Here is a 24791-nt window from a genome sequence, read left to right as displayed (position 1 = left end):
TCGGAGAATCCATGAAGCACGCCATATCGGCCGCGCTCGCCGCGGCTCGTCCACTTGCGCCCGTACAAAACGTGCGGCCCCTTTTTCTCGGCTGGTCATCGGAGGACCAACATGTCCTTTGAAGACCCGAAGCTTTCGCTTCAGCAAGAACTGGACCGAAACCGCAGCCTAGACCGGGATCTTCTGACGGAAATCCTGTCGTCCCGATCGAAAGCATGGCGCGTCACGACAGCCGCTATCTTGCTGGCGTTTCTGGCGGTCGGCGCGCTGACCGCACTGATGATGAGCTACACCCCTCAGCCTCCGTACGTCGTGCGGGTCAACGATGCTACCGGTGAGGTCGAGAACGTGTCCCAGCTCGGCGACGCGCAAGAGGACTATGGACCTCGGCTCGCCCGCTACTTCGTTACGCAGTACGTGTTGTCCTGCGAAGGCTACGACTGGCGCACCCTGCAGAACATGTACGACCGATGCGGGCTGTTCAGTTCGCCGGACGTGCAGCAGCAGTACCACACCAAGTTTGAAGACGATCCCAGGACTGGCCGTGAAGCTCTGGACAAGAAGTATGGCGAGCACACCCGCCTGGCCGTCCACGTCCGATCGATTACTCCGGGCCCCAACCAAACCGCCACGGTCCGGTTCACGCGAAGCGAGATCGGTCCCCAGCGCTCACCCAATACCGAGCAGTTCATCGCCACCCTCGCCTACCGGTTCATCAACACGCCGATGTCAGAAAGCGTGATTCGTGACAACCCGCTGGGCTTCCAAGTCATCTCCTACTCGACCGCCGTCGAAACGCTGAGGTAATCGTCATGCAAAAAGCACAAATCAACGAACTCGCCCGTCGCCTCGAAGAAGTGGGCCGCATGGACAATGCGCAACGCACCGCGCTACTGCGCGATATCGAGCGGTACGCCAAGAGCGACCTTTACGGCGCCGCACGCCTGTGCAAGGACCATCTCCACAAGGATGCGAACCTGCGTTTGCCCACGGCTGTGATGGCCGCCGACCGTATCGGCAAGCACTTCGAGGAGCGGATCCGCGAAGCGCGCCGGCCGGTGGAGTTGTACGGCGAGCAAGACCGGCAGATCCGCCAGCCGGAAGACGGGCGCGAGTACAAGGGGCCGATCGTTGGGACGACTCCCAACTGCCTGATCCAGCGTGATAACGATACGGGAGACCTCATCGTCCACGCACGTAACACGCTGAACCGGTCCTTCGAGATGACCGGCAAGGAAGATGCGCTCGCCATCAGCTACCCCTTCAAGGCGGTGGGCGGCGTGGGCCTGGTGCGCGACGCAGACCACGACAAGCAGGCGGAGATGGGAATGGACCATCAACATTCGCACCAGCAGTCGCGTCAACGTGAAAGCAACCTCGAGATGGGACACGCCCGATGAACATCCGCTTCAGGCCTTTGGCCATGGTGGTGCTATCGGTCGCGCTTTGCGCGGCCGCAGCGCCCGCCTGGTCGCTTGACCGACCTGCAGCTTCGCCCAAGGATCAGCGCATCCGCTGGACGGACTATGACGCCGCTGACGTCATTCAGGTGGACACCACCCTTGGTGTCGCGACTCAGATCCAGCTCAACGACGACGAGGACTATGTAACCCACGCCTTTGGCGATTCGGCCGCATACGACTTCCAGCAGGTGGGCAAGCATCTATTGCTCAAGCCCATCGTCGAGCAAGCTGATACGAACCTTCTCTACATCACCACCAAGCGCAACTACTCGTTCCTGTTGAAGTATGAAAAAGCTCGCAAGACCGGCGGTGTGTTTCGCGTGGTGCTGCGCTATCCCGAACTGGAGCAGGAAAAGTCCGCTGCCCAGGAGGAGCGCGACCGCGTTCAGCGCAGCCTGGCCACCGCCGACGTCGCGATTAACTGGCAGGCGTATTCAATGAGCGGTGACACCAGCCTGGCGCCGACGGCCGCCTGGGATGACGGCGCGCAGACATGGCTTCGGTTTGCTCCTGGCCAGGATCTGCCTGCGATCTATGTCGTGGACGCGGACGGCCAGGAAGTGATCGTCAACCGCCATATGGAGGACGAGCAGACCGTGGTGCTCCATCGGGTCGCCAAACGCTGGCACTTGCGCGTGGGCAACCAGGTCTTGGCCGTTCACAACGACGGGCCGCCCGTTGCACGTAGCCTGGCCACCGGCACCGTCTCGCCACAAGTTGAGCGTGTCATTCGTGAGGAAACTGCGCCATGAGACTCTTCAAGAGGCGAAAAAAACCCGGTCAAACCATTGACGCCGTGGCCGAAATCGACGAGCACCAGGCGGAGATACAAGGCCGCGGTCGCCCCGACCTGTCGGGCACAGCCAAGCCCATGCAACAGGGCGCAAAAGCCTTCATGTGGCTCCTGACCCTGATGGCGCTGATGGTGATCGGCACGATGGGATGGCGGGCGTTCAATACGCCCGCCGCCCAAGAAGCCGCACCCGCGATGCAAGACAAGATCGAAAATGTGCTTCCCGGTCTGAAGCTCAGGCCCGATCCGCCACCACCGCCACCACCGCCACCGGCGCCGCCAGAGCCGGCTCTCGCGGCGCCGACCGTGCCTGGAGCGGCCCCCCTACCTGAACAGAAAGGGGCCTTGTCCAATCTGACCGATGCGGTGGTGGTCGACCCCATCATGCAGCGGCGCTTGACGAGCGGCCTGAGAGGATCCAAGGAAGACGGCGGCAAGTCTTCCGACCAGAAAGGGTCGTCCCATCCGGAGGCTCGCGAGGCAGATAGTGGGCCAATGGCCGGCAAGCTCACACCCATGAAGCTCTCTGCTTCGCGCGCTGGCCTGATTGGCAACCGGGACATGCTGATCACCCAGGGCTCAATGATCGATTGCATCCAGGAAACTAAACTCGTCACTGCGCAGGCCGGCATGCTCGCCTGCTACGCGCCGCACGATATCCGCTCGACGAGCGGCCGCGTGGTGCTGATCGACAAGGGGACGCGATTCATCGGCTATCAGCAAGGGGTTCTGGCCCAAGGCCAGCCGCGTGTCGGCGTCGTCTGGTCCCGGCTGGAGACACCCAAGGGCGTCGTTATCCATTTGGACTCTCCCGGGACCGGCCCCCTGGGCGAAGCTGGGCTTGACGGCTTCATCGACACGCATTTCGCCGAGCGGTTCGGCGGCGCGATCATGGTCAGCTTAATAAGTGATCTGGGGACCTGGGCGACCTCGCGTGGCAGCAGCGACAACGGCCAAGTGCAGTTCAACACCACTGGCGAAGCCGCCACGAGCGCTGTCACCACGGTGCTGGACAACACCATCAACATCCCGCCGACGCTCTATCGCAACCAGGGCGGCCGGCTAGGAATCTATGTCGCTCGGGATCTGGATTTCAGTTCGGTCTACACGCTCCGGTCCGTCGCGCGCTAGGGGCGTGGAATGTATCCACGACCTTAGTTCAGCCGGGCAGAGCTTTCCACTCAACTTAATGCCAGGCCCGTCCGTGCAAGTGTCTCGGCGGGCCTGCCCCGTTTGAACAGGCATCCCATGAAAGATTCCTCGAGCGTCTCGCCCGTCGACTCGGGCGGCCGCGATACCGCATTGCGCCAGATGATGCGCCCCGTCGCTAGCTACATGGCGGATGACGCAGTCCGTGAGATCACTATTACCCGGCCTGGCGTGATCCTCATCCGATCCCATGGGCGATGGCACGAACGCCACGATCCGAAGCTGACGCTCAGCTTTCTGGAAGCGCTGGTGAACGCCATGGCCAGCTACAACAACGTCAACTTCACGCCGATCATGTCGCTGCTTCTGCCGGATGGCGAGCGCGCTCAGATTGCCCAGCCGCCTGCAGTGATCGACGGCACGATATCGATCAACATTCGCAAGCACAACAGTGTCGTGATGACCCTGGATGAGTTGGCCGCCGAGGGAGCATTCGCCAACTGGGATGATGTGAGCGGCCCCACAGATCGTTCCGATATTCTGACCGACCGTGACAGGGAACTGCTCGACCTCAAAAAGGAAGCAGACATCCTGCAGTTTCTTCGGCGGGCAGTGCTTCAATGCCGCAACATCATTGTCGCGGGCAAGACCGGCTCAGGAAAGACGACGTTCGCACGCAGCCTGATCGATTGCGTCCCCACCTCCGAGCGTCTCCTCACAGTCGAAGACGTGCATGAGCTCTTTCTGCCCGACCATCCCAACCGGGTGCACATGATGTACGGCAAAGGCGCCGGCAGGGTTTCGGCGACAGAGTGCATCGAGGCGGCGATGCGCAGCTCACCCGATCGGATCTTCCTGTCCGAGCTGCGTGGCCCGGAGGCCTGGGACTATCTGAACGCGCTCAATACCGGCCATCCAGGATCTGTCACGACCACGCACGCCAACAGTGCCCGCGACACATTCGAACGCGTCGCACTGCTGGTCAAGCAGTCCGCAGCCGGAAATCAGATGGATCTCGACACCATTCGGCGCTACCTGTTCTCCACGCTGGACATTTCGCTGTACTTCGCTGACTACAAGCTCACGCAGGTGTATTTCAATCCTGGGCGCGTGCTATGAACAAACGCACAGACGTCGAAATTCCGTTCAGAGCACCGATAGGCGTGCTGGGTGTTTTGCGGCTCCAGCACGAGTTCGGCCAGGGCAAAACCGCAGTTCTATCCATGGGTGGCTGTGGCATGCCTGGCGCGCCGACTGCGTCCGCCTCACTTACCTCTGCCGACATGCGCCAGCTTGTGGATGGCTTGATGGACGCAATTCACGCGATCGAACGACAAGAGCGAATGTAAATCCGATTCTGGCGTTGGACTCGTGGGTTCCGCTTCGCAGGCGGCGTATCCAGCTTGCGGTGTATTTGACCACCAGGACGCAGTCAGAGGCGCTTTCCACGGCCGGTTCCTAGTCCCACCCTCCCCTTTCCGCAATCCTAGCGCACCCGGCCATCCTGGCTTGCGCCGCCGTCGGTTGACCATTTTCTACGTCCCGACGCCAATTCCACCCGGAGACTTCCATGACCCGAGCGAACCGCCAACGCGGCGCGCAGGAAGCACGCACGCGCACGGCCTACAAGATCATGCAAAGCATCTTCGAACGCTGCCGCGCCGAAGGCCTCACTGACGAACAAACCCACCAAGCCATCAAGGACGCCTACCCCTGGGGTGAGCGCCGTGCCTGGCCCTACAAAGCGTGGCTCATAGCCCGCCGCGAATTCTACGAAGCACACGGCCTGCCCCTGCGCGCACGCCGTTCCATCGCTGAATCACTGGAGGCTGACTCGTGATCGGCAAGCTGTACCCGCAACATCCATTACCCGGCAAAACCTCGAAGCAACGCAAGGGACGAACATGAGCGTCGAAGCATCCAAATGGGCCAGAATGGCCGACGTCCAGAAATCCTCATCCAAGCTCGTGTTGCTGAACCTGGCGCAGCTCGTCCGGTACGATGCCGAGCATTGGACCGTTTTCGCGTCGATCGACTACCTGGCCAAGGTCACGCATCTGAATCGCAAGACGGTGATCGAGGCGCTTGGCCGGCTTCGCGAGCTGGGCGCGATACAAGACACCGGGCGTCGTGCAGGCGACAACCGTAGCAGCATCATTTATCGCTTGTGCCCGAATGCGGTCCCGCTGATCGATCTAGCGGCCACCGGTGCTGTCGCCGGCGGCGAGGCTCAGGCAGCGCAGCAAGATTTGGCTCTGCAGGACGGAGGAGACGATGCCCCCGCGGCCGCGCCGGCAGTCGACAACCCGCCACGGTTGGACCAACGGCAGCCGGGCGATCAGGATGGAGCCGGTATTGACGGGATGTCTGAGGGGGGGCCCAAAGCGGGCGGCATGACCTCGGCAGGCGACTCCAGCCCCACCCATGACGGTTCTCGGAACTCCGCTCCCGCGACACAGGCAGCCACCGGCAAGGCGGCGAAGGGCGGCCGGAAGAAGGGCCGAAGGCGCCAGCCCGAAGCGCGCGCTGCTGGCGCCGGCGCCACCAGGCTCCCGTTGACCTGGACACTGCCGGAGCGATGGCGAAGCTGGACGCAGGAACAGCGGCCGCTATGGACGCACGAGAAAGTCGACGCTATGGCCGCCACATTCAGCGCCTACATGAGATCCAGGCCCGGCGAGCTGGGAACGTCGCCCGATTGGTTCGAGTCGTGGCGGCTTTGGGTTTTCCGAGAGCGCGTGTCCGGCGAAGCCGCCGGCGCGGCGTGGCAGAACAGCTGGACCGGCATCGTATCCATGGGCAAGAAGCTGGGCGTGGAACAGGCCCCGAACGAACCGCCGCCGCATTTCAAGGCACGCGTGTTCCAGGCCGCTGGGCTTGTGCCATCCCATTAACAGTTGTCCACAGCGTGGCCCCATATTGGGACCAGTCCCAAATTTGGGCCTAGCCCGAAAAGTGTTTTTGCCCGTCCCAATTTATCTTTTCACCGGTACCGAAAACGGATTTTTGCCAGTACCGAAAACGGTACTCAATAGGTATATATAGGTTTTATAGGTTTTAGAGAGAGTCGCGCGCGAGGCGCTGGCTCATCGCGAACGCCGATCCGCCTACCCTCCGGTCGCTACGCTCCCTCCGCCCCGACGCCTGCGGCGCCGGCCTGAACCCATAGCTTCAGTCCCCCTCCCCGCCGGCGCAATGCGCCGCCAGGCGGGGGAAAGGCATCCCCCCGGGGCGTGGCGGGCCGCTGGCCTCGCCCCGCCCTTAGCGCCACGACCTGTCTGCCGAACGCCTCCAATTCCGCGCCACCGCTGCTGACCTCCGTGGCCGCGCCGGTGTCTGGTGTCCCAAAAAAGGTCCGCCCCTTTCCGGCGGACCTCCCGCCGGGTGGGGATCGGCAGGCCCCAAAAGCGCGGGGGCTACTGCCCCCCTGGCCGGCCGCCTGACGGCGTCCGCGCTTCCGACCCCCCGGGGAACCGAAACGGTTCCCCCACGCCCGCTCACGGGCGCGGCTCCCCCTCCTTCAACCGAAGGTTCTCCAGCAGGAGGGACGCCACCGCCCGCGCCAACTTAACCCCGCGACAGTGCACGGCCTGAACCGTTTCGCACCATCACCCACCCAAGGACATCGCATGAAAATCTCCGATTGGAAATCCAACTTCCAAGCGCTGTTCCGCCCGGCCCTGCCCGACCGCGCGGCCGTTTCAAACGACCCGCGCGCCCTGTCCGCCAACGCCGACCGCAAGCCGGTCGAGATCTCGATTCTCAGCACGGGCGAGCGATTCGTCCATGCCCCCCCGCTCGGGCCGGCCACCGAGTCCCGCGACGTGTCGGCCGATCCGCATCGAGACGAACTGGAACGCGACGCGGCGGAGAGAATCGAGCGCTGGGACGGAAGATCCGTCCGCGACATCGACGCGGAACGCTTCTACGACTATCCGCATCTCGAGAGGCACGCCGCGCTGCAGGACAGCGTGCCTGTGCAGGCCCGCGCCGAGGTGTGGCACCCGCGCCCACATGACCCGGCTTATCGATCCAGCATCAGCGTGCTAGCGATCGACCAGTTGGGCGAGGTGCTCGTCAAGCAGTACGTGGTCGACGATGCTCGCGACGCCGAGGGGTGGTCCTATTCCGTCATGTCCGCCGACCGAGCCGCGCAACTCCTGCGGGATTACGGCGTGGCCGCGGATCTGAAGCTCGACATCGCAGATGACCTTTGGGACGGCTCGCTTCCCGTACAGCCCGCGGAGATTGGCGCGACCTATCGCGGACAGATCGTCTCGATCCATGGCGATATCGCGTGTCAGATTGTTGGTGATGAGATCGCAGTTGAACACAGGATCGGCACGCTGGCCATTTCCGACCCCCAGCAATACGTGGGCAAGGAAGTCGAAATCAGCTACCCGTGCGGAAACGTCGGCCTATTGCGTCAGGTCGACATCCTTGCGATCGAAGCGACCGCTTTGCAAAAGGCGGGCGCTGAGAAATTGGACGCCCTCGAGCGCTAACCCAGCATCCGCGCAACTTACCGAACCTGGGGAACGTCCCTCCATGCAACAGAATCACGCCCCACCGGCCAACAAAGCCGAGATCGTTCAGCAGCTAAACGCGCTGAATGCCACCGATCAGCGCGCGCGGTTTCGCGCACTACTTCCGTTGATTGACCGACTCGTCAGGCAGGGAGTCCCCCACGCCAAGATCGTTGAATCCCTGATCAACGCAGATTTGCCCGTGACTCTTCTGTCGCTTCGGAAAGCCCTCTACCGATGGCGAAGGCGGTCCGGCGCCGTGGGGATTGACGAGAACGTGCCCGAATGCCATTCCGTGCCCAGCGCCGAGGCAAGTCTGGCTTGTCCATCGCGCATCCCGGACACCCGCGCTCCTGGCGGCATTCAAAGCAAAGCCGACCTGGTTCGGCTGCGCAAGACATCAGATCCCATCGACCTCGATGAACTGGCCAAAATTGGCCGAAAAAAATAGGGAACCTCGCATGAAAATCGCAACCGTCAACTACTCCGGCTCCGTTGGAAAAACCGTCACGACCAGTCACCTGCTGGCACCCCGTATTCCGGATGCCGAAATCATCGCCGTTGAGTCGACCAACGAGAGCGCAGCCGATCTGGGGCTGGATGTCGAACAGATGCGGGGCGGGCAATTTGGCCGCCTCTTTCGCAAGCTGCTGATGGCAGAAGCTGCCATCGTCGACGTCGGCGCCTCCAACATCGAGGACTTTCTGGCCGAGTTGGTGAAGTATGACCAGGCGCATCTCGAGATCGACTACTACGTCCTGCCCGTGGTCGCTTCGGGCAAAGCGCAACGCGAGACGATCAAGACGATCCAGGCTCTCTCCGAGATGGGCGTACCGGCAGACCGCGTGCGCGTGCTCTTCAATCGCGTCGATTCCGACGTGCGAGAGGAGTTCGCTGCCATCTTTGGCTACGCAAGAAGGGCCGGCGATTGCCGCGCCAATCCTGAAGCGGCGATCTTCGAAAACGAGGTGTTCGATCTACTGGCCAACAAGCGCACCACGATCAAGGAGATCCTCGCCGACCCGCGAGACTACCGCCAGGAGCTGCGCCAGGCTGACCGCGACGACGAGAGGCTCGTCAGCCATCTCAGCGACATGCACGCCCTACAGTCGCTGGCGCGTCCAGTCGACCGGCAGTTGGACAGGGCGTTCGGCGCGCTCTTCCTGTAGGAGGCACCGTGACCGCCACACCGCCCGAAGGCCCGGGCACTCCGTCCGTCATCCCCCGCAGCAGGATGGAGCTACTGTACCGCGACATGCTGCAGGAGAGCGCTCAACTTGTTGGCCTGATCGAGCAGCTCACTTCACGGCAGGAGGGAATCGCCCAGGCGATGCAAGCGCTGCCTTCCACCGTGCGCCAAGCAGGCATGGAGGCTGCGGTCAATGCGGGCGGCCAGGCCGCCCGCTCGCTTCTTGAGGCCAGCCGCACCCTGGCCAAGTCGACCTCAGACGCCCGCGTCGCGACTCGCGTCGCCACCCGAGCGTTGCCGGCTGCCGCGTGGCGCGCCGGCGTGCTTTGCGGGGTTTGCGCACTCATTGGCAGCGGCATCGGCGGCGCCCTTGTGGCGCTCGCTCTTCATCGGTAGCCCTTGCGGGCGCACTCTCAATGGCGCCCCGTGCGCCTAATTTCTATTCAGAAGGGACTATCATGGCACCCGACATACGCCGGCGAATCATCAAGTTCGCCCTCCTGGTCTTTCCGCTTTGCGCTTGGCTTCTTACAGCCAAGGTTCTATCCGACCTGCCCTTCTCCCACATCACCTGGTCGGTGCTATCACACTGGGTGGTTTCCACACCGGACTACCCTTCCCTGATCGCCGCGCCCATCATCGCCTTCATCCTGGCGCTCGCGCTTTCGCTCACGCTCAAGAAGTACTCGACCAAAGAGGGCTTCGACGGCGCCGGGTACAAGAAGCATATTCGCGGTACCGAGGCGGTTCCTCTCAAGAAGCTACAGAAGCTTTGCACGGAGAACGGCCGCCAGCAGATCGACGTGGCGGGCGTTCCGATGCCGACCGGCATCGAGAATCTCCATATCCTTCTGAACGGCGCAACCGGCAGCGGTAAGTCCGTTCTCTTGCGCAATCTCGTTTACTCGGCGCTAAGACGGGCCGATCGCATGGTGGTCGTCGATCCGAACGGCGACCTTTACGGCAAGTTCGGCCGAGAAAGCGATGTGCTGCTCAATCCATATGATCAGAGGACCGAGGGTTGGTCCTTCTTCAATGAGGTGCGCGCGGAGTACGACTGGAAACGGTTGGCGCTGTCCATTGTTCCACTGGGCAAAGACGCTAATGCGGAAGAGTGGAACGGCTATGCCCGACTCCTGCTTCGTGAGGCTGCCCGCAAGCTCAACGAGTTGGGCACACCGTCTATCGAAGAACTATTTCGCTGGACCACCATTGCCTCGGACAAGGATCTGCGGACCTTCCTTTCGGGCACTCTTGCCGAATCGCTCTTTGCCGGCTCGTCAGAAGCCAACAAGGCGTTGACCAGCGCACGCTTCGTCCTATCCAAGTATCTCGCGGAACACGTCACGATGCCTGCCGGAAAGTTCAGCATCCGTGACTGGATGGAACGCGGATCCGGCAGTCTGTACATCACCTGGCGCGAAGACATGAAGGAGGCGATGAAGCCGCTTATCTCCGCCTTCGTTGACGTGTTTTGCTCGGCTCTGCTTTCGTTGCCAGAAGATCAGGCGCGTCGGTGGTGGCTCGTCATCGATGAGCTAGGTTCGATGGAGAAGATGGCCAGCCTGGAGGACTTCTTGACGAAAGGTCGCAAGAACGGCGGCCGCGCCCTCGCCGGCCTGCAGTCGGTGTCCCAAATGGACGACATCTTCGGAGAGAAGATGTCCCAGACACTACGGGCCAGTTTCCGCTCGCTGGTTGTACTGGGCGGTTCCAAGACCGATTTTGAAACCGCAGAGGTCATGTCCAAGTCGCTCGGCGAACATGAGGTCGCACGGCCGGAATACACCGATAGCCGAAATCCCGGCAAGACGCCCAACACCAGCGAACGCATGGTCCGCTCTACCGAACGCGTCGTTACTGCCGCACAGGTGCAAACGCTGCCTGAGCTTACCGGCTGGGTCGCCTTCGCCGGCAATCGGCCGATCTCGAAGTTTGAACTCCAGCCAAGAACCTTCGCCATTCGCAATGCCCCCTTTGTCGAAGCAAGGCGCAGCGGCGCTCAAAGCATGACCAGTGGGTCCGCCGGTGGGCCCCAACCCTGGTCGCAAGTCGATCTACCCGAGGATCCGACGCTCGCAGCGTAAGCGCATCACACCAGGTCGCCGGCAGCGCCGGCGGCCGCTCGCATGGAACATCCAATGATTTCGCTCAAGACCATCCACCGCAGTGCCGCCAACAAGGCGTCGCACTACTACGCAGACCAGAAGGATGACTACTACAGCCGCGACGGCACCGCGGCGCAGTGGCAGGGGAAAGCTGCAGAGGCCCTTGGCCTCACGGGTAGCATCCAGCAGGACGAGTTTCTGCGTGCGTTGCGTGGCGACTTCGGATCCGATGTGGTCCTGTCCCAGTCGGTGAGACTCGACGCGAAGGCACGCGCTGCAGTGGACATGACCTTCTCCCCGCCCAAAAGCGTCAGTATCCAAGCGCTGGTCGGCAAGGATCCTTCCGTCGTCTCAGCACATGATGCCGCCGTCACCAAGGCTTTGGAATTTATAGAGCAGGAGTTGGTGCGCGCGCGGCACACCGAAAAACGTGTCACCTCGACGGAACGGACCGGAAACGCTGCGATCGCCAAGTTCCGCCACGAGACGGCGCGTCCTACAGACGGCGCTTATTCGGACCCCCAACTTCACACCCACGCGCTGCTCATGAACATTACCCAGCGTGCTGATGGATCTTGGACAGCCATATCCAACGACGAGATCTATCGTCTGGTTTCGCTGGTGCAGTCGGTCTATTCAGCGGAACTCGCCACCGAGCTCGAGCGAGCCGGACACGCCATTCGGTACGAAGGCAAAAGCTTCGAGCTGGCTCACGTCTCCCGGGCGCAAATCGAAGCCTATTCGAAGCGCTCCCAAGACATCGACGCGGAACTGGCTTCGGTCGGTCAAACCCGACTGACTGCTAGCCCCAAACTGAAGCAGACCATCGCGCTCAGGACGCGCCAAGACAAGGCTCCGGAACTCACGCGCGAGGAACTGCAAAGCGACTGGGAAAGGCAGGCCACAGAACTCGGCATCTCGTTCAGTCCGTCGAAGGTTCCGGCCGACAAAGCGGTGGAGCGTACGCCCGAAGCGCGGGCCCTGACTGCCGACGAATGCCTGAAATGGGCGATCAAGCACCATACTGAGCGCGAGTCCGTCATGAACGGCAAGGATCTGCTGAAGACCGCGCTGCGGCGATCCCAGGGGACTGGCGTCGACCTGGCTGATCTCAAAGCCGCGGTCAAGCGATCCCTCGACAAGGGTCACCTTATCCTAGGTAAGCTGCAGTATCGGCACGCCAAAGACCGCGATGGGGCTGCTATGTCGCGGGTTGCCATGGTGGACGCGCTGGTCAGCCGTGGTATGAGCAAGACGCGAGCCGACGAGCAGATTCGCAAAGCCATCGCGCGCGGTGAATATGTCTTGACCGGTGCCCGCTACACTACACAATCCGCCCGCGAGCGTGAAAAGCGCATTCTGCAGATTGAGCGCGAAGGCCGAGATGCGGTCGCCCCGGTCCTGCAGATAGGCGTGGCGCAGACTGCGTTGGCGGGCAAAAGGCTCAAGCCTGGCCAGCTCGCGGCGGCCAGCCTGATACTCAGCACGGCACATCGATTTGTCGGTGTGCAGGGCTTGGCCGGCACTGGCAAGTCGCACATGTTGGCGCAGGTCAAGGAAGCGGCTGAGGCGGCCGGCTATCGTGTCCAGGCGGTGGCGTCGTATGGCAAGCAGATCGAAGCGCTTCGAGAGTTGGGCTTGGAGGCACGTACGGTGGCGTCCGTGCTGGAAGCACGGCAAAAGGACCGCTTCCAACTGGACGCAAAGACAGTGCTCGTCATCGATGAGGCCGGTGTCGTACCTGCCCGCATCATGGAGCGCCTGATGAAAATGGCCGAGGCGGACGGAGCCCGTGTCGTAATGCTCGGCGACACCGGACAGACCAAGGCGATTGAAGCGGGGCGGCCGTTTCATCAGCTGCAGGTGGCTGGCATGGAGACCGCGCTCATGGGTGACATTATCCGCCAAAAGTCGCCGGTGCTGAAGGCCGCAGTGGAACTTGCGGCGAGCGGCCAGGCCTCCGCTTCGCTAGGCATTCTGGATCGAAAGCTGAAAGCGGTCCACACCATTGACGACAACGGCACCCGCTATTTCGCCATCGCCACCAAGTACGCGGCGCTCGACTCGGACGCCAGACGCGAGACGCTGATCGTCACCGGCACTAATGATTCTCGGAATGCGTTGAATGAGGCGACGCACCAAGCGCTCGGTCTGGCCGGACGAGGCTTCGACTTCAACCTGCTCACGCGCCGCGACACCACCCAGGCGGAGCGACGGGTCGCCAAGTATTACGTTGCCGGCGACATCCTGCAACCGGAACGAGACTACAAAGCGGGCAACCTGCGCCAAGCCGAGATGTACCGCGTCATCGGCCTGGCGCCGGATAGGCCGAATGATCTGGTAGTGGAACACGTCATCACCGGGGAGCGCACGCAGTTCAATCCTGAACGCGCTGCCAAGCTTTCCGTGTACGAGCCCGTCCAGGCCGAGCTGTCTGCAGGCGACTGGGTGCGCGTAACTCGCAACAACGCCAAGCTCGACCTGGTCAACGGTGGCCGATTTGAAGTGCTAGCTGTGACCCCCACGACCATCACCATCGGTGCCGGGGGCCGGCGGCTCACGTTGGATGTTGCAAATGGCCCCCTCCACCTGGATCGCGCATATGCCACGACCAGCCACAGCGCCCAAGGCCTAACGTGCGATCGCGCGCTCATCAACGCGGAGAGCTTCAGCCGTACCACGCAGCGGGACGTGTATTACGTGGCAATTTCACGCGCCCGTCATCAGACGGAGATCTACACGAACGACGCCAGCAAGTTGACCGGAGTCGTAGATCGGCTCGAGCAGAAGACTGCCGCGCTGGACATCGGATTGGAATCCGCCCGACCCTGGAGGCCCAACAAGGCTCCCGCCGCAATGGAACTCCACTCTAAATAGAGTGCAGTTCGTTCGAAACAGCGTGCTTGACGACGACCACGCGGGGCAACCTTCCTTCTTAATCATCACCGCCGACAGAGCGGCCCTCCTGGGGGTGGCCGGCGGGAGACACCCCTCGGACGTGTTGGTCGGAAGTTGGTTGTCATCGACGCCCGCTTTCGGCCATGAACAGTCATCCGGCCCAACGAAATTTTGACGTTCAGGTGACCGTTGTTCCTCGGAGGCGGTGATTGAGCAGAGGTTCGCGAGCGGGCGCTGCGAGGCTTCATGCGGAATTTGGTATCGCCAAAAGCGCCACTGATCGTCCCGGGTCACATAACCTTGACGACCTGTGGTGGGCGCCAAGTTCCTTGGCCGGGCGGCAGGATGGAAGGTGATTCTGTAGTCGGCCAATATAGGCGCATTACCAGGTACATGAGACCGTTCGGTGCGGGAAGCCAGTTGTTCTCTCTGTCCGCGCCGGGAGACGCCTTTTGGAGGTAGAGCGTCAGCGAGCCGTCCGTATTCTTCTTCATGCTGGACATCATCGTCGAGTTGATGAGGTAACGATCAATCGAATTCTGGATCAGCAACTGCGTCTTGCCGTCGTACATCGTCACAGACCAGAAGGCGTTGACGGGCGGAAGCTGTCCGGCCTGAAAGGTGATGGTGTAGTTGTATTTGCTTCCGTCTAGCGGTTCGCCATCAGGCAAGGTCGTGGTCAGGGGATATGTGGCTTCTTCAGCGTCGTTGGCGTAGATTCCCGCCTGCGCGACCGCAGCCCGCTTCAGCCAATCGCCGTGGTAGAAGGCACTGTCGCCGCCCGCACCGACGATATTCCAGCCGTTGACCTTTGTTCCGAGACGCTTGATCGCATCTTCGACCCTTGCGTGCCCGGCCTGCATGCCCTCGGCAGCCGCGCTTCTATGCTCGGCAGGCAAATCCTCGAAGCTGAAACTCTTGCCGGTCCCGATTCCAAGACGAGCAAGCTTCGTACGAATCGCCACTTCGTCCGGGGCAGCCGGGCCGAACTGCAAAGCAAAATTCAGATACTTGAAAAAGTCAGTCGTTGCGAGTTCTTTGTCGATCTTCGGAAAGTCGATTGCTGGCGCTGCGGTAGGCGCAGGCTGCTTGAGATACGCTGAAAGCGGTTGGGCTTTGTAGCCCGATTGGATAGCCACAACGTTCGGCATATCTGCCGGGTTGAAGAGTTGGGTGCGAAAGACCGCAAAGGGAAGTTGCGTACCGGAGCGAAAGACCTTTCTTACGCTCGATGGGGCCGCCCCCTTCCAATCCGGCCCGACGACCATGTAATCGCCGGCGTCCTCCCCCGTCGAGCGGCTTCCAATGTAGCCAAAATTGAAGGTGCTGCCGTCAATAAGCTGAACCGAGTAGTACCGAGGTTTTTCCACACGAGGCACCGACAACACTATCGGCTCGGTTCGCAGATCCATGAACATCATGGAATAGGGTGTATCACTGTTTGGCGAGATGATCGCCGTGTCCTTGTACGTCGCAACATGGTGCAAGCTGCGAATCCGATTGAACGGCGCCTTGTACTGGCTGGAGCTTTTGTCGACAGCGTAGTCGTACATTACCGCGTAGTTCATCACGATAGGCAAGCCGTAGATATAGCCTTCTTCCGCAATTGCCCTCGTCTCCGCTGGAGTGATGTTCGCCCCGCAGGCGAGGTGGCTTGCCGATGAACCGATAAGCAGCAACGCGAGGCCAAGAGCTTTCGGTAGCGTTTTTCTCATGAATCCTGACTCCGTAAAGTGAATGGGACAAGTGAGTCGACAACTAACCCCCATCGGGCGACATGAAGGGTCGAGGTGGGTACCTACCTCATAACCAATCGCGCTCCTGTATTTATTTGCAGACCTGCCAGGCGATAGGTCGCGGGACTGCTAACAAATCCGGAATTCATCTAATCCGCAGGCAGAGGCCCTCCCGCGCACTATGAAAAACGCTAATCATTCCACGACCGTGACGCCGCAAATGCGCCCGAGGGTGTTCCTACTGCAGTAGCAGCCCAACACCCCACAGTCGGCATCGCTGACTGCGATTCTTATCCGTGAACTTAGGCATACACCCTAAACCGCAACCTTGCTGGTCGATTGGATGCAGACGGTCGGAGCGGTCGGGGATGATCCTCTGATGCGCGCTCACACCAACTTTTTGGGGGACACGCTCCCCATAGGTCATGCAGTGAACAAGCCTAGCTAAATCTATGCGCAGTGGCCCGCGCACTCAACTATCTCGATTGATTAAGCCCATAAGCCGGTAGTCGCAATCCGAGTCGCATAGCTCCAGGTTTAACCACAGGTCCCCGCCTGTACACGCGGTGACGAGCGACTGCCATCGGCCAGTAGCAGTCGTTACGGATCCCCCAGACCTCTTAAGCAATGCCGATTTGGATAATGGTCATGGAATGCCGGCTGGTTAGTCGTGAACTTTGATTGATTCCACACTCTGCCCAGTCGAGCGCCAGGCCTCTATCCCTCCGAGCAAATACCTAGCGTCGATGCCCATAGCACGGAGGGTCGCAGCCAGCCCCTGGCTTAGCTCATGACCGTGGGCGCAATAGATGATGACGGGTTGCGTGGCTGGGATGGTGTCTTTCCATTCCAGCCACAAGGCGGGATCGAGCCATTGGCCATTGGCAATCGCCACGCCATCCTCGTTGCGCCTGAGCTTGCGGCGCACATCTATTAGCGTATGGGGAAACTCCGCATTACGCCAGAGTGCAAGTTCGGGAACAGATATGCTTTGCATGAGGGTCTCCCAAAGATGTTGTTGCTCATTCTGGGATCGCGCCTTATGTCGTCGGCATCGCCGGTGGCCATCGATGCGTTTCTCCTTGGCACGACTGGCACCATGCGTACAAGGCGTCGTACATGACCATGCCATGGCCGAGCATGACGTGGTCGTCGGTGTAAAGGTGCGACAAACCCAGCGACAGTGCGTACAGTCCGCCTGACTGCGGGGTCAGGTCCAGGCGCGAAGTGTCGGCGCCGCGAACGATTCCGGCCATTTGCTGCAACGGCGGGTTATCTGCCAACCGGTACTTATCGAGAAAAGCGTCGAAGCTGCACAGTTCTCCGACATGCGATAGTTCCACGCCTGGGATGTCGTAGGGAATCGCGGCGGTTTCCTTGGCAATGCGTAGAACGTCGCCTGCCGGAACGTAGAGAAACTCTGGCGTTTCGTCGATAAAACGGGCGATTAGCCACGGGCAGGCGATGCGGTCGATCTTGGGCCGTTCACGAGTGATCCATTGCATGATGGGCTCCTGGAAAAAGAACTTAGTGCACCAGTGGATAAACCGCCAAGCCAATCAACGCCGCGCCAGCAACGATCATCGGCTCGGACAGTTTTTTGAATCGCAACAGCAACAGCACTGCTGCTATTGCCAACATCAATGTCGGCAAATCGACGATCGTGCGTCGGGCGATAACGATGACCGCGCCCACGATGGCGCCGATCGCCGCGGCCGTCACGCCATCAACGAATGCGAGAATACTGGGCAGCTTTCCGTACTTCTTGAAGTACGGCGCTGGAATTATTGTGAACAGATAGCAAGGCAAAAAGGTGGCCAAGGCCGCCACACAGGCCCCGGGAAATCCGGCGACCAGGTAGCCGATGAAGCCCACGGTGATGACCACGGGTCCGGGCGTGATCATGGCTACCGCTACAGCATCGACGAACTGCTTGTCGTTGAGCCACTGGAAGTCGGTGACCACGCCGCCATATAAAAATGGCACGATGGCCAGCCCTGAGCCGAAGACGAAAGCCCCTGCCTTGGCGAAGAACACGCCGATCTGCCAGAGCAGTGGCCAGTCCAGCGTGCTCAGCGTAGCCCCGGCCGGTACCGAAACCGCTGCGGCGGCCGACAGATGTCCGGACTTCAGCCACTTGGGTGGCGCGCGCCAAAACCAGACAAGCAGACCCGCCGCGAGAAACAGCCAGGCGATTTCAGATTCGGTGATGACAGTGACGATGGCCAGCGCCAGATAAATGGCCCACAACAGTTTGTCCTTGCCCACGCTCTTGGTAGTGAGCTTGTAGCCGCTGATGGCAATGATGCCGATCACGGCGGCACTCACGCCGTAGAACACCGCTTGCATCCAGGTCAGGCCGCCGAAACGCACGTATGCCCATCCCAGGGCCACGACCATGAAGAACGATGGCAGCACGAAGGCCATTCCCACGAGCGTGGCGCCGAGGATACGGTAATGCACATAACCGAGGTAGATAGCGAGCTGCGCGGCCAGAGGGCCAGGCGCGAGTTGAGCGAGCGCCAAACCTTCCTTATAGTCGCCGTCGGTAATCCAGCTTCGCCTGTCCACCAGATCGCGATGCATATAGCCAGCCAGGGCAACCGGGCCACCGAAGCCCAGCGTCCCCAGCCGGATGAAATACCAAACGAGCTGCCAGAGGGTATAGGCTGGTTGCGAGAGGAGTGGCGCCGCGCTATCGCTGGCGGATTCTTGAGTGGCGTTCATGGTTGCGCACTTGAACGGAAAAGAGATTAGGCCTTACGCCCACTGGAGAAGTGGGCATACAGGGAGTCCAGCACAGTGCCGACTTCGGCCAGCAATGCGTCGTCATCGGGCAGGCGTTTGCGCGCGCCGGCCAGCATGGCCTCGAAACCGGCCGCCTCCGGCGCAGCGGCGCCGCCTACGTCGAGCGCATGCACCATTGCGCCGAGGCGCGCGAGGCCGCGATTCTCGTCTAGGCCGAAGCTGGCGAGCAGGACCTCGAACGACACCCTGTCGCCCACGTGCGTGAAGGTGGCGCCGTCGAAATCGAAGCCCAGGGCATCGGCGGGGCACTCCGCCGGGGTCTCCAGCCATAGAAAGCGCGCGGACGGGTCAATGAAGCGCTGGATCAGCCACGCGCAGGCAACGCGGTCCACCCAGATATGGCGCCGGGTCGCCCAGAGCCGTCCCCGGTGATGCATGGGATCACGGCGTGCGATGCCTCCCTGGGCTGCGTGGGGCTCGCCGGGCGACAGGAGGGCTTCGATGGCACTGGCGAAATCGCGCTGCTGCGCTTGCGCGCGCAGCGAGGTTTCAGCCGGGAAGAAATCGATCCGGCGCAATGCCTGGTAGCTGCGATCGTAACGGCGCAACAGGCGGTTCAGTTCCGTCGCGTTCAAAGCGGCTAGCGTCTGGCGCGCCTGCGCCAGTTCCACCAGCCAGGCATCGTAGTCGGCCGAGCGGTCGAACAGGGCCTGGAACGAGGCGGACTCGTCGTTGTCCTGGGGCTGGACCCGCAGCAGCCAGGCCTGGCCGCCTTCCTCGGTTGTTTCGGCAGCCAGATCGGCCAGCTGGGATGCCTGCTCGGCGTGCGCAGGCAGCAGATAGGCGCCGTCGCGCAAGGCGGCGCAGCCCAGGACCTTGAGCTTGCGCCAGATGCGCATGCGAGCCGTGGCACCGCCGGTGGGCAGGCTGACAATAAGCAGAAACCAGGAGGATGCGAGTGGGGTGTCCATGGGGAGCAGAATAAGAAAGCGTTGCGATCTCTGCAATCATGTAGATATCACTACAGCAGACTTTTTTTGTTTCCCCGAATGGCGGCATGGTTTCTCGCGTCATATCCCCCGGGGGGGGATATGATTGCCACATGAACAAGCCCGACCCTCACCATCACCACGACGCCGTGGCCAAACGTCTAAAGCGGGCGGAAGGACATTTGCGCAGCATTCTGTCGATGATGGAAGAACACCGCCCCTGCCTTGATCTGGCCCAGCAGTTGCATGCGGTTGAGCGTGCCATTTCCCAGGCCAAGAAGATCCTCATTCAAGACCATATCGACCACTGCCTTCAGGATGCGGTGGGCGAGCTGGACGAGGACAGGCAGCGCGCGATCGACGAGTTCAAAGAAATCACCAAGTACCTCTAAGAACACTATCCATGTTGTCGTTTTCCGACCTGATCGCCCAGGGTGCGTCGCACGCCTGGCTGTTTATTCCAAGCGCCATTCTGCTGGGTGCGCTGCACGGGCTGGAGCCCGGCCATTCCAAGACGATGATGGCGGCGTTCATCGTCGCGATTCGGGGCTCGGTGGGGCAGGCGGTGCTGCTGGGCATCACCGCGACCATTTCGCATACCTTGATCGTGTGGGGGATCGGCCTGGGCGGCATGTATCTCTGGCGCGGGGGCGACGCGGAGGAACTGGAGCCCTATTTCCAGCTGGCGTCCGGGGTGGTCATCGTGCTGATCGCGGCATGGATGTTCTGGCGAACCTGGCGGGATCAGCATGGCGCGGGCCATGACCATCACCACCATGGCCACGATCACGGCCACAGCCACGGGCATGAGGGCCATTCCCACGGCCTGGAGCGGCGCGAGATCGATACCGGGCACGGCCTGGTCGCGCTGGAGGTGTTCGAGGACGGTGTTGTGCCGCGCTGGAGGCTGACCAGCCTGCGGGGCGGGAACTGGCTGGCGCAGGACGTTTCCGTGACGACCGAGAGGGTCGACGGGACGCGCCACGAATTCCGATTCGCGAAGAAGGACGGCTATCTGGAGTCGCTCGAGGAAATTCCCGAGCCGCACGAGTTCATGGCGCGCCTGGCCCTGGGCCACGGCGGGCACGCCCACAGCTTTGATATCGCTTTCATGGAGCCGGACGAGTTCCAGCATGACCACCTTCACGAAGAACTGCGAGGGCTGGATGTGGCGGGCGAGGGATACCAGGATGCGCACCAGTTAGCCCATGCCAATGACATTCGCCGACGTTTCACCAATCGGAACGTGACCAACTGGCAGATCGCCTTGTTCGGCCTGACCGGCGGGCTGATTCCGTGCCCGGCGGCGATTACCGTGCTCCTGTTGTGCCTCCAGTTGAAGGAGTTCACGCTGGGCGCTGTGCTAGTGCTGTGCTTCTCGATCGGGCTGGCCATCACGCTGGTGACGGTTGGAGCCGTGGCGGCGCTCAGCGTGCGCCAGGTCAACAAGCGCGCGCCGTGGTTTAGCGTGGTGGCCCAGCGGGCGCCATATCTCTCCAGCCTGCTGATTATCGCCGTGGGCATTTACGTGGGGATGAACGGATGGCATGGCATCCGCGGGTAGTGTCAGAGCCAGGACTCTAGGCTCAATGACTGCTTTGGGTCGGAAGCGGGCATCTGCATGGGTCCGCTTCCGGCCAAAATCGGTCGTAGGCATTGGGCAGGTTTGGAGGTGACAAATCAGCTCCGGCGAGGGCCTCAACTCGCGTACACCGGCGTGGCTTAGTCGGAGCGATCCGAATATGGCCGGTGCCGACTAGACGCCGTATCTGCTCACTCGGATTGCGTTTAGCAAGCTCGTAGCTTTGATACGTTCGAGCGCCTCCTTAGCCTTGGCTGTGATCTCACTGTGTTCGCTGTCTGCCCACCGCAGCGACCAACTGATCAGGCTCGCCAACTTGACGTCATGGTGCTGTTTCAAAAACATGGCTTGGTACTCATCCACAGATGCGGCCTTCATCGCTTGAAGGTGTTCGGGATTGTAGCCACTGTTCTTGGCCATAAAGGTGACTGCCTCCTCTAACCCGGGCAGTTGCGTGAGACCAGAGTGAACAGCTTCGAACGTGGCGCGCAACTTGGTGTCATTGATTGAGCCACCAAAAGGATGCTCCTTCAGATCGAAAGTCTTTGGTTTTCCCCTGTTCGCTTCAACGAACTTGTCAATCAGACCGTCGGCGAAGTCGTCTCGCAATAGCTCTCTCAACAACCGGACGGTGCTGTTGAGATCGCTACTGCTGATGTGGGCTATCGCGTGGAGCGCGGCTTCGTGAAGGTCCGCGATGAATGCGTCCTGATCGTCAGAGAATGAGTCATGGAAGCGACGCCAAACCGCTGTGAATGGCACAGACATCTCGGCGTTGCGTTGGTCTTCGTCGCGCTTCTTCGCTACGTCGACAAACCCGGTACCTTCAACGTAGCCGCGTTCGACAACACGGGCAATTGCCAAATCGAGGTCATCGACGTGCGTGAAGCCGTAAGCCTTCAGCCGCTGCACCCAAGCTAAGGTAAAAGGATCTTGATCGGCTTCCTTCAGGAAGGACATTAAATACTTGTTCCAGTTCTCGATCTCCTCAATCTTTGGCTTTGACATGTCAGGGGCGTATTCGCACCAACACAGCAGAACGATGGTAGCAATGGACTCCTCTACCACGTTCGAGTGCATTTGCCCCATTGCCGACGTGATTCGCGTGATCAGCTGGCGTAGCTTGCGTAGAATCCGCACGTTCGTAATGCCAAGATCGACAACATTACGCAATACGAGTTCGCGATTCGGGAATTCGGAATCAAACACGAGGTCGAAAGCCTCTTGAACCGTAGGCGCGTATAGGACCTCAAAGTCAATCGCTTTCTCGCGGTAGGCGCGGTATGCGTCCTTTGCGCCTAGCTTTTCGGCGTTGAAGATCAGGGCGACCTTGCAACCGCGTTCCTCTTTCAGCTCCGTGATCAGGCCCAGTACGTCCTCCGCTTTTATTGCGGTTTGGCGCTCGAAGTCGTCAAAGCACACCAGGGTATCGCGCACTGCGCTGGGCATTAGGGCTTCCAGACCCAGCGAGATGCTGCTTCCATGGGGCAGGCTCCTCAGCATCGGGCTAAATCGCGCATACTGCACTTTTAGCCAGTCCTTTATCATCGAGCTCCCGTGCTCATTGATCATCGAGAAATCGAGCTTCTGGCCGAGAGTCGACACCGCGACCGACTTGGTAAACAACGACATTCGCAACTCGGCCATACTGTTGATACCGAACAGACTGACATAGCAGTAGTGTTTGAACTTGATATTGTCCCTGTGCGTCAACAGCGCTTCGCGCCACGCGTAAGTCTTTCCGGTTCCCCAAGCTCCCGTCAACGCTAGGACGTCCGTTTCCGCATCACCCAGAAAATTTTTCAGAACGGCCTTGGTAATCTGTACGCTCATCCTGCCTCCGGGCTCTTGTTGTCAGGCGCAGGATACCAAAATGACGAGGCTGTAAGATTTTGCGTTGCACGAGCGGCCCCCGGTTGACGCACAGCACGAAATTTGTCGTCCGTTGGGTAGCACCCGTGCGAGCTCGGGCTACGTCCGCTCAGGGTCGTCCTCGGCCGTTCGACAAGAACGGTTCCCGGCCAAAAGCGAGCATTCGTGTCACCGCACCGACATCCCAGCGTGGCCACTTAGGGTCCCGCAGCGGCCATAACCCTCCCCTCCCGTGTCAGCTCTAAATATCGGCTACATCGCGCAGCCGTACGCCGGAGAAGTTGGCCGCACTCAATGCATCAAACATCGCGCGGTCGCAGATAAGAGGTGCTCCCATGCGATCCTGGCGGAAGATATGGGCATCTCCCACAACATCCTGTTTGAACACCAAGCTGGCTCCGCCAACGAGGCTATAAAGCTTATCGTCCTCGCCGGTCTGATAATTGTGGCTGAGCTTGATCCTCACGCGAGAAGCGGCTTCATCCAGGGCATCGAGTGTGCGCAGCACATTGCCTAGGTAGTATTGAGGGGCGGGGCTGCCGTCAGCAAGGCTGAAGTCGCATGCCACAAATGCAAACGCCTCGGCGTCCAATTGCTCAAACAGTTGCTTCAACGGCTCCGACACAATCCATATGCCAGCGAGCTCTTCCAGATCGCGTGGCATTCCGCCCTTCTCCGGTACATGAACCAGGTGCGGACGCTTCGGATACTGATCTGGCATTCCATTAGGACGCGAGACGACATTCATCCCCGGATCGATCAGCTTCTGTTCATTGGCGATTTCTATACCGGGAACCCTGCCGTTTCCCAAGAAGCTGGCGTCGATCAGGAAAAATTTGCCCTTATGAGATGCGGCTTCGCCTGAAACTTCAATGGCGGTGGGTTCGGTCACGGTGGCTTCTATCATGGATGTGGGCGCAGAACGGGAATGCAGGTGAGCCGATGCTAACGGGGCTTTAGCGCAGCCACAAGTTCCGTCGAAATGGTGCCTGTGATACTTGATTCACTTGGCCGCTTCCGGCCAGAAGCGGTGGTTCGACGTGTCGCCAAAGATCGACGAAAATCACCTCGACCAATGCTAGTTGGAACGACTACCGATGCCACACTTGACCGATATTTTTGCCGACTGCAAATACCTCTATCTCGATAAGCTGTTTGAACCGGCGGAAAATCAGCTGGCAATGCGGGTGCTTGAGGCTACGGATGGCGGTTCGGTACCGACGGCGATCCTTGATGCAGAACCACTTGAACCCGTGAAGGCGATTCTCGCTCAGGCGAAATCGATCGAGCATTGCATCGGTTGCCGTATCTTTGACATCACGTGGCATAGCTACGTCGGCTATTCCGTTCTTAATGAAAGCTTCGCGTTGCCGGAGCCGAAGACTTCCATTGGCATCGGTCGTCTCTTCGTTGAATATCAGTCGTCGACCTACCTGGAATATCTCAATCGAGCTTCGTGGGCTTGTGCCGAACATCCCGGCCCATACAGGCATTGGGCCGCCCTTTGTCTAAATCATATTGTTGACGTCGCCTCTGTGGATGAGCCAAAAATCACAGTTTCTGTTGCGCAAACGAACCAGATCTGCCCCTCTGGCAACTTCAGCGTGCCGGCAAAACGAGGCTGATACGACGCTCGGGGCCTTCTGAGCGATGGGGGCGATGCGCCCGAGGAGTGACCGCTTTCCGCTTTGTCGAAAGACTGTTCTGGGTCGTCATCGGCCAGTCGACAAGGGCAGCT

General features: G+C 60.6%; 24 protein-coding genes. 17 read left to right on the top strand and 7 right to left on the bottom strand.

Features of this window, described 5'->3' with window-relative positions:
- The first annotated feature begins 111 nt into the window (after positions 1–111).
- The 14 genes from ASE30_RS25980 (at position 112) to mobF (ending at position 14105) form a co-directional block, all read left to right on the top strand.
- Positions 112–807: a virB8 family protein gene (locus ASE30_RS25980; RefSeq protein WP_057287163.1), complete on the top strand. Its 696-nt coding sequence runs from the start codon at positions 112–114 to the stop codon at positions 805–807.
- A gap of 5 nt (positions 808–812) precedes the next feature.
- The gene (locus tag ASE30_RS25975) at positions 813–1400 is read left to right on the top strand and encodes a hypothetical protein (RefSeq protein WP_057287162.1); all 588 of its coding nucleotides are present in this window, start codon (positions 813–815) and stop codon (positions 1398–1400) included.
- Positions 1397–2215 (top strand): TrbG/VirB9 family P-type conjugative transfer protein, encoded by an 819-nt coding sequence (locus ASE30_RS25970; RefSeq protein WP_235515355.1) that lies wholly within the window; start codon positions 1397–1399, stop codon positions 2213–2215. Before ASE30_RS25975 ends, ASE30_RS25970 begins: the two co-directional genes overlap by 4 nt.
- Positions 2212–3387, top strand: a complete 1176-nt coding sequence (gene virB10 / locus ASE30_RS25965) for a type IV secretion system protein VirB10 (RefSeq protein ID WP_057287161.1) — start codon at positions 2212–2214, stop codon at positions 3385–3387. The genes ASE30_RS25970 and virB10 overlap by 4 nt, the downstream gene beginning before the upstream one ends.
- 117 nt (positions 3388–3504) lie before the next feature.
- Positions 3505–4524, top strand: a complete 1020-nt coding sequence (gene virB11 / locus ASE30_RS25960) for a P-type DNA transfer ATPase VirB11 (RefSeq protein WP_057287160.1) — start codon at positions 3505–3507, stop codon at positions 4522–4524.
- Positions 4521–4754 carry a hypothetical protein gene (locus ASE30_RS25955; protein ID WP_057287159.1) on the top strand — a complete coding sequence of 78 codons (234 nt, stop codon included), beginning with the start codon at positions 4521–4523 and terminating at the stop codon, positions 4752–4754. The genes virB11 and ASE30_RS25955 overlap by 4 nt, the downstream gene beginning before the upstream one ends.
- A 221-nt stretch (positions 4755–4975) precedes the next feature.
- A complete protein-coding gene (locus tag ASE30_RS25950) occupies positions 4976–5245 on the top strand; it encodes a hypothetical protein (protein WP_057287158.1) in 270 nt (89 codons plus the stop codon).
- 64 nt (positions 5246–5309) lie between these two features.
- On the top strand, positions 5310–6299 hold the full coding sequence (locus ASE30_RS25945) for a helix-turn-helix domain-containing protein (RefSeq protein WP_156407776.1): 990 nt from the start codon (positions 5310–5312) through the stop codon (positions 6297–6299).
- Positions 6300–7034: 735 nt separating this feature from the next.
- Positions 7035–7910: a hypothetical protein gene (locus ASE30_RS25940; protein ID WP_057287156.1), complete on the top strand. Its 876-nt coding sequence runs from the start codon at positions 7035–7037 to the stop codon at positions 7908–7910.
- A gap of 43 nt (positions 7911–7953) precedes the next feature.
- On the top strand, positions 7954–8382 hold the full coding sequence (locus ASE30_RS29115) for a hypothetical protein (RefSeq protein WP_156407775.1): 429 nt from the start codon (positions 7954–7956) through the stop codon (positions 8380–8382).
- Between the two features lie 10 nt (positions 8383–8392).
- The gene (gene stbB / locus ASE30_RS25935; protein ID WP_057287155.1) at positions 8393–9100 is read left to right on the top strand and encodes a StbB family protein; all 708 of its coding nucleotides are present in this window, start codon (positions 8393–8395) and stop codon (positions 9098–9100) included.
- An 8-nt stretch (positions 9101–9108) separates the two neighbouring features.
- Entirely contained in the window at positions 9109–9516 is a 408-nt protein-coding gene (locus ASE30_RS25930; RefSeq protein WP_156407774.1) for a hypothetical protein, read from the top strand.
- 62 nt (positions 9517–9578) lie between these two features.
- The gene (locus tag ASE30_RS25925; RefSeq protein WP_082601743.1) at positions 9579–11207 is read left to right on the top strand and encodes a type IV secretion system DNA-binding domain-containing protein; all 1629 of its coding nucleotides are present in this window, start codon (positions 9579–9581) and stop codon (positions 11205–11207) included.
- Positions 11208–11261: 54 nt separating this feature from the next.
- Positions 11262–14105 (top strand): MobF family relaxase, encoded by a 2844-nt coding sequence (mobF, locus tag ASE30_RS25920; RefSeq protein ID WP_057287152.1) that lies wholly within the window; start codon positions 11262–11264, stop codon positions 14103–14105.
- A gap of 311 nt (positions 14106–14416) precedes the next feature.
- Here mobF and ASE30_RS25915 read toward each other — a convergent pair whose 3' ends face one another.
- The 5 genes from ASE30_RS25915 to ASE30_RS25895 form a co-directional block, all read right to left on the bottom strand.
- The gene (locus tag ASE30_RS25915; RefSeq protein ID WP_056569875.1) at positions 14417–15841 is read right to left on the bottom strand and encodes a DUF1254 domain-containing protein; all 1425 of its coding nucleotides are present in this window, start codon (positions 15839–15841) and stop codon (positions 14417–14419) included.
- Positions 15842–16526: 685 nt separating this feature from the next.
- Positions 16527–16859: a rhodanese-like domain-containing protein gene (locus ASE30_RS25910; protein ID WP_057287151.1), complete on the bottom strand. Its 333-nt coding sequence runs from the start codon at positions 16857–16859 to the stop codon at positions 16527–16529.
- Between the two features lie 43 nt (positions 16860–16902).
- Positions 16903–17367: a chromate resistance protein ChrB domain-containing protein gene (locus ASE30_RS25905; RefSeq protein WP_057287150.1), complete on the bottom strand. Its 465-nt coding sequence runs from the start codon at positions 17365–17367 to the stop codon at positions 16903–16905.
- A gap of 22 nt (positions 17368–17389) precedes the next feature.
- A complete protein-coding gene (locus ASE30_RS25900) occupies positions 17390–18589 on the bottom strand; it encodes a chromate transporter (RefSeq protein WP_057287149.1) in 1200 nt (399 codons plus the stop codon).
- Between the two features lie 26 nt (positions 18590–18615).
- The gene (locus ASE30_RS25895) at positions 18616–19581 is read right to left on the bottom strand and encodes a chromate resistance protein ChrB domain-containing protein (protein ID WP_057287148.1); all 966 of its coding nucleotides are present in this window, start codon (positions 19579–19581) and stop codon (positions 18616–18618) included.
- Positions 19582–19712: 131 nt separating this feature from the next.
- On the opposite strand from ASE30_RS25895, the gene ASE30_RS25890 reads away from it, so the two are divergent.
- Both ASE30_RS25890 and ASE30_RS25885 read left to right on the top strand, forming a co-directional pair.
- On the top strand, positions 19713–19991 hold the full coding sequence (locus ASE30_RS25890) for a metal-sensing transcriptional repressor (RefSeq protein WP_057287147.1): 279 nt from the start codon (positions 19713–19715) through the stop codon (positions 19989–19991).
- An 11-nt stretch (positions 19992–20002) separates the two neighbouring features.
- On the top strand, positions 20003–21163 hold the full coding sequence (locus ASE30_RS25885) for a nickel/cobalt efflux transporter (protein ID WP_057287146.1): 1161 nt from the start codon (positions 20003–20005) through the stop codon (positions 21161–21163).
- Between the two features lie 192 nt (positions 21164–21355).
- Here ASE30_RS25885 and ASE30_RS25880 read toward each other — a convergent pair whose 3' ends face one another.
- Positions 21356–23014 (bottom strand): hypothetical protein, encoded by a 1659-nt coding sequence (locus ASE30_RS25880; RefSeq protein WP_057287145.1) that lies wholly within the window; start codon positions 23012–23014, stop codon positions 21356–21358.
- Positions 23015–23294: 280 nt separating this feature from the next.
- Positions 23295–23960, bottom strand: a complete 666-nt coding sequence (locus ASE30_RS25875; RefSeq protein ID WP_057287144.1) for an imm11 family protein — start codon at positions 23958–23960, stop codon at positions 23295–23297.
- 190 nt (positions 23961–24150) lie between these two features.
- Between ASE30_RS25875 and ASE30_RS29110 the strand changes: the two genes are divergently transcribed.
- The gene (locus ASE30_RS29110; protein WP_156407773.1) at positions 24151–24678 is read left to right on the top strand and encodes a hypothetical protein; all 528 of its coding nucleotides are present in this window, start codon (positions 24151–24153) and stop codon (positions 24676–24678) included.
- Positions 24679–24791: the final 113 nt, after the last annotated feature.

This window comes from Achromobacter sp. Root83, assembly GCF_001428845.1.
Taxonomy (GTDB): Bacteria; Pseudomonadota; Gammaproteobacteria; order Burkholderiales; family Burkholderiaceae_B; genus Achromobacter.
Note: the sequence above shows the minus strand (reverse complement) of the source record. Positions and strands in the feature narration are given on the sequence as shown.

Bases quoted from the DNA above. Each gene is read 5' to 3' on its own strand.
- ASE30_RS25980 (WP_057287163.1), top strand. From the start codon at position 112: ATGTCCTTTGAAGACCCGAAGCTTTCGCTTCAGCAAGAACTGGACCGA.
- ASE30_RS25895 (WP_057287148.1), bottom strand. From the start codon at position 19,581: ATGGACACCCCACTCGCATCCTCCTGGTTTCTGCTTATTGTCAGCCTG.
- ASE30_RS25910 (WP_057287151.1), bottom strand. From the start codon at position 16,859: ATGCAAAGCATATCTGTTCCCGAACTTGCACTCTGGCGTAATGCGGAG.
- ASE30_RS25925 (WP_082601743.1), top strand. From the start codon at position 9,579: ATGGCACCCGACATACGCCGGCGAATCATCAAGTTCGCCCTCCTGGTC.
- ASE30_RS25905 (WP_057287150.1), bottom strand. From the start codon at position 17,367: ATGCAATGGATCACTCGTGAACGGCCCAAGATCGACCGCATCGCCTGC.
- ASE30_RS25970 (WP_235515355.1), top strand. From the start codon at position 1,397: ATGAACATCCGCTTCAGGCCTTTGGCCATGGTGGTGCTATCGGTCGCG.
- ASE30_RS29110 (WP_156407773.1), top strand. From the start codon at position 24,151: ATGCCACACTTGACCGATATTTTTGCCGACTGCAAATACCTCTATCTC.
- virB10 (WP_057287161.1), top strand. From the start codon at position 2,212: ATGAGACTCTTCAAGAGGCGAAAAAAACCCGGTCAAACCATTGACGCC.
- ASE30_RS25900 (WP_057287149.1), bottom strand. From the start codon at position 18,589: ATGAACGCCACTCAAGAATCCGCCAGCGATAGCGCGGCGCCACTCCTC.
- ASE30_RS25950 (WP_057287158.1), top strand. From the start codon at position 4,976: ATGACCCGAGCGAACCGCCAACGCGGCGCGCAGGAAGCACGCACGCGC.
- stbB (WP_057287155.1), top strand. From the start codon at position 8,393: ATGAAAATCGCAACCGTCAACTACTCCGGCTCCGTTGGAAAAACCGTC.
- ASE30_RS25915 (WP_056569875.1), bottom strand. From the start codon at position 15,841: ATGAGAAAAACGCTACCGAAAGCTCTTGGCCTCGCGTTGCTGCTTATC.
- ASE30_RS25890 (WP_057287147.1), top strand. From the start codon at position 19,713: ATGAACAAGCCCGACCCTCACCATCACCACGACGCCGTGGCCAAACGT.
- virB11 (WP_057287160.1), top strand. From the start codon at position 3,505: ATGAAAGATTCCTCGAGCGTCTCGCCCGTCGACTCGGGCGGCCGCGAT.
- ASE30_RS25885 (WP_057287146.1), top strand. From the start codon at position 20,003: ATGTTGTCGTTTTCCGACCTGATCGCCCAGGGTGCGTCGCACGCCTGG.
- ASE30_RS25955 (WP_057287159.1), top strand. From the start codon at position 4,521: ATGAACAAACGCACAGACGTCGAAATTCCGTTCAGAGCACCGATAGGC.
- ASE30_RS29115 (WP_156407775.1), top strand. From the start codon at position 7,954: ATGCAACAGAATCACGCCCCACCGGCCAACAAAGCCGAGATCGTTCAG.
- ASE30_RS25975 (WP_057287162.1), top strand. From the start codon at position 813: ATGCAAAAAGCACAAATCAACGAACTCGCCCGTCGCCTCGAAGAAGTG.
- ASE30_RS25945 (WP_156407776.1), top strand. From the start codon at position 5,310: ATGAGCGTCGAAGCATCCAAATGGGCCAGAATGGCCGACGTCCAGAAA.
- ASE30_RS25880 (WP_057287145.1), bottom strand. From the start codon at position 23,014: ATGAGCGTACAGATTACCAAGGCCGTTCTGAAAAATTTTCTGGGTGAT.
- ASE30_RS25875 (WP_057287144.1), bottom strand. From the start codon at position 23,960: ATGATAGAAGCCACCGTGACCGAACCCACCGCCATTGAAGTTTCAGGC.
- ASE30_RS25940 (WP_057287156.1), top strand. From the start codon at position 7,035: ATGAAAATCTCCGATTGGAAATCCAACTTCCAAGCGCTGTTCCGCCCG.
- mobF (WP_057287152.1), top strand. From the start codon at position 11,262: ATGATTTCGCTCAAGACCATCCACCGCAGTGCCGCCAACAAGGCGTCG.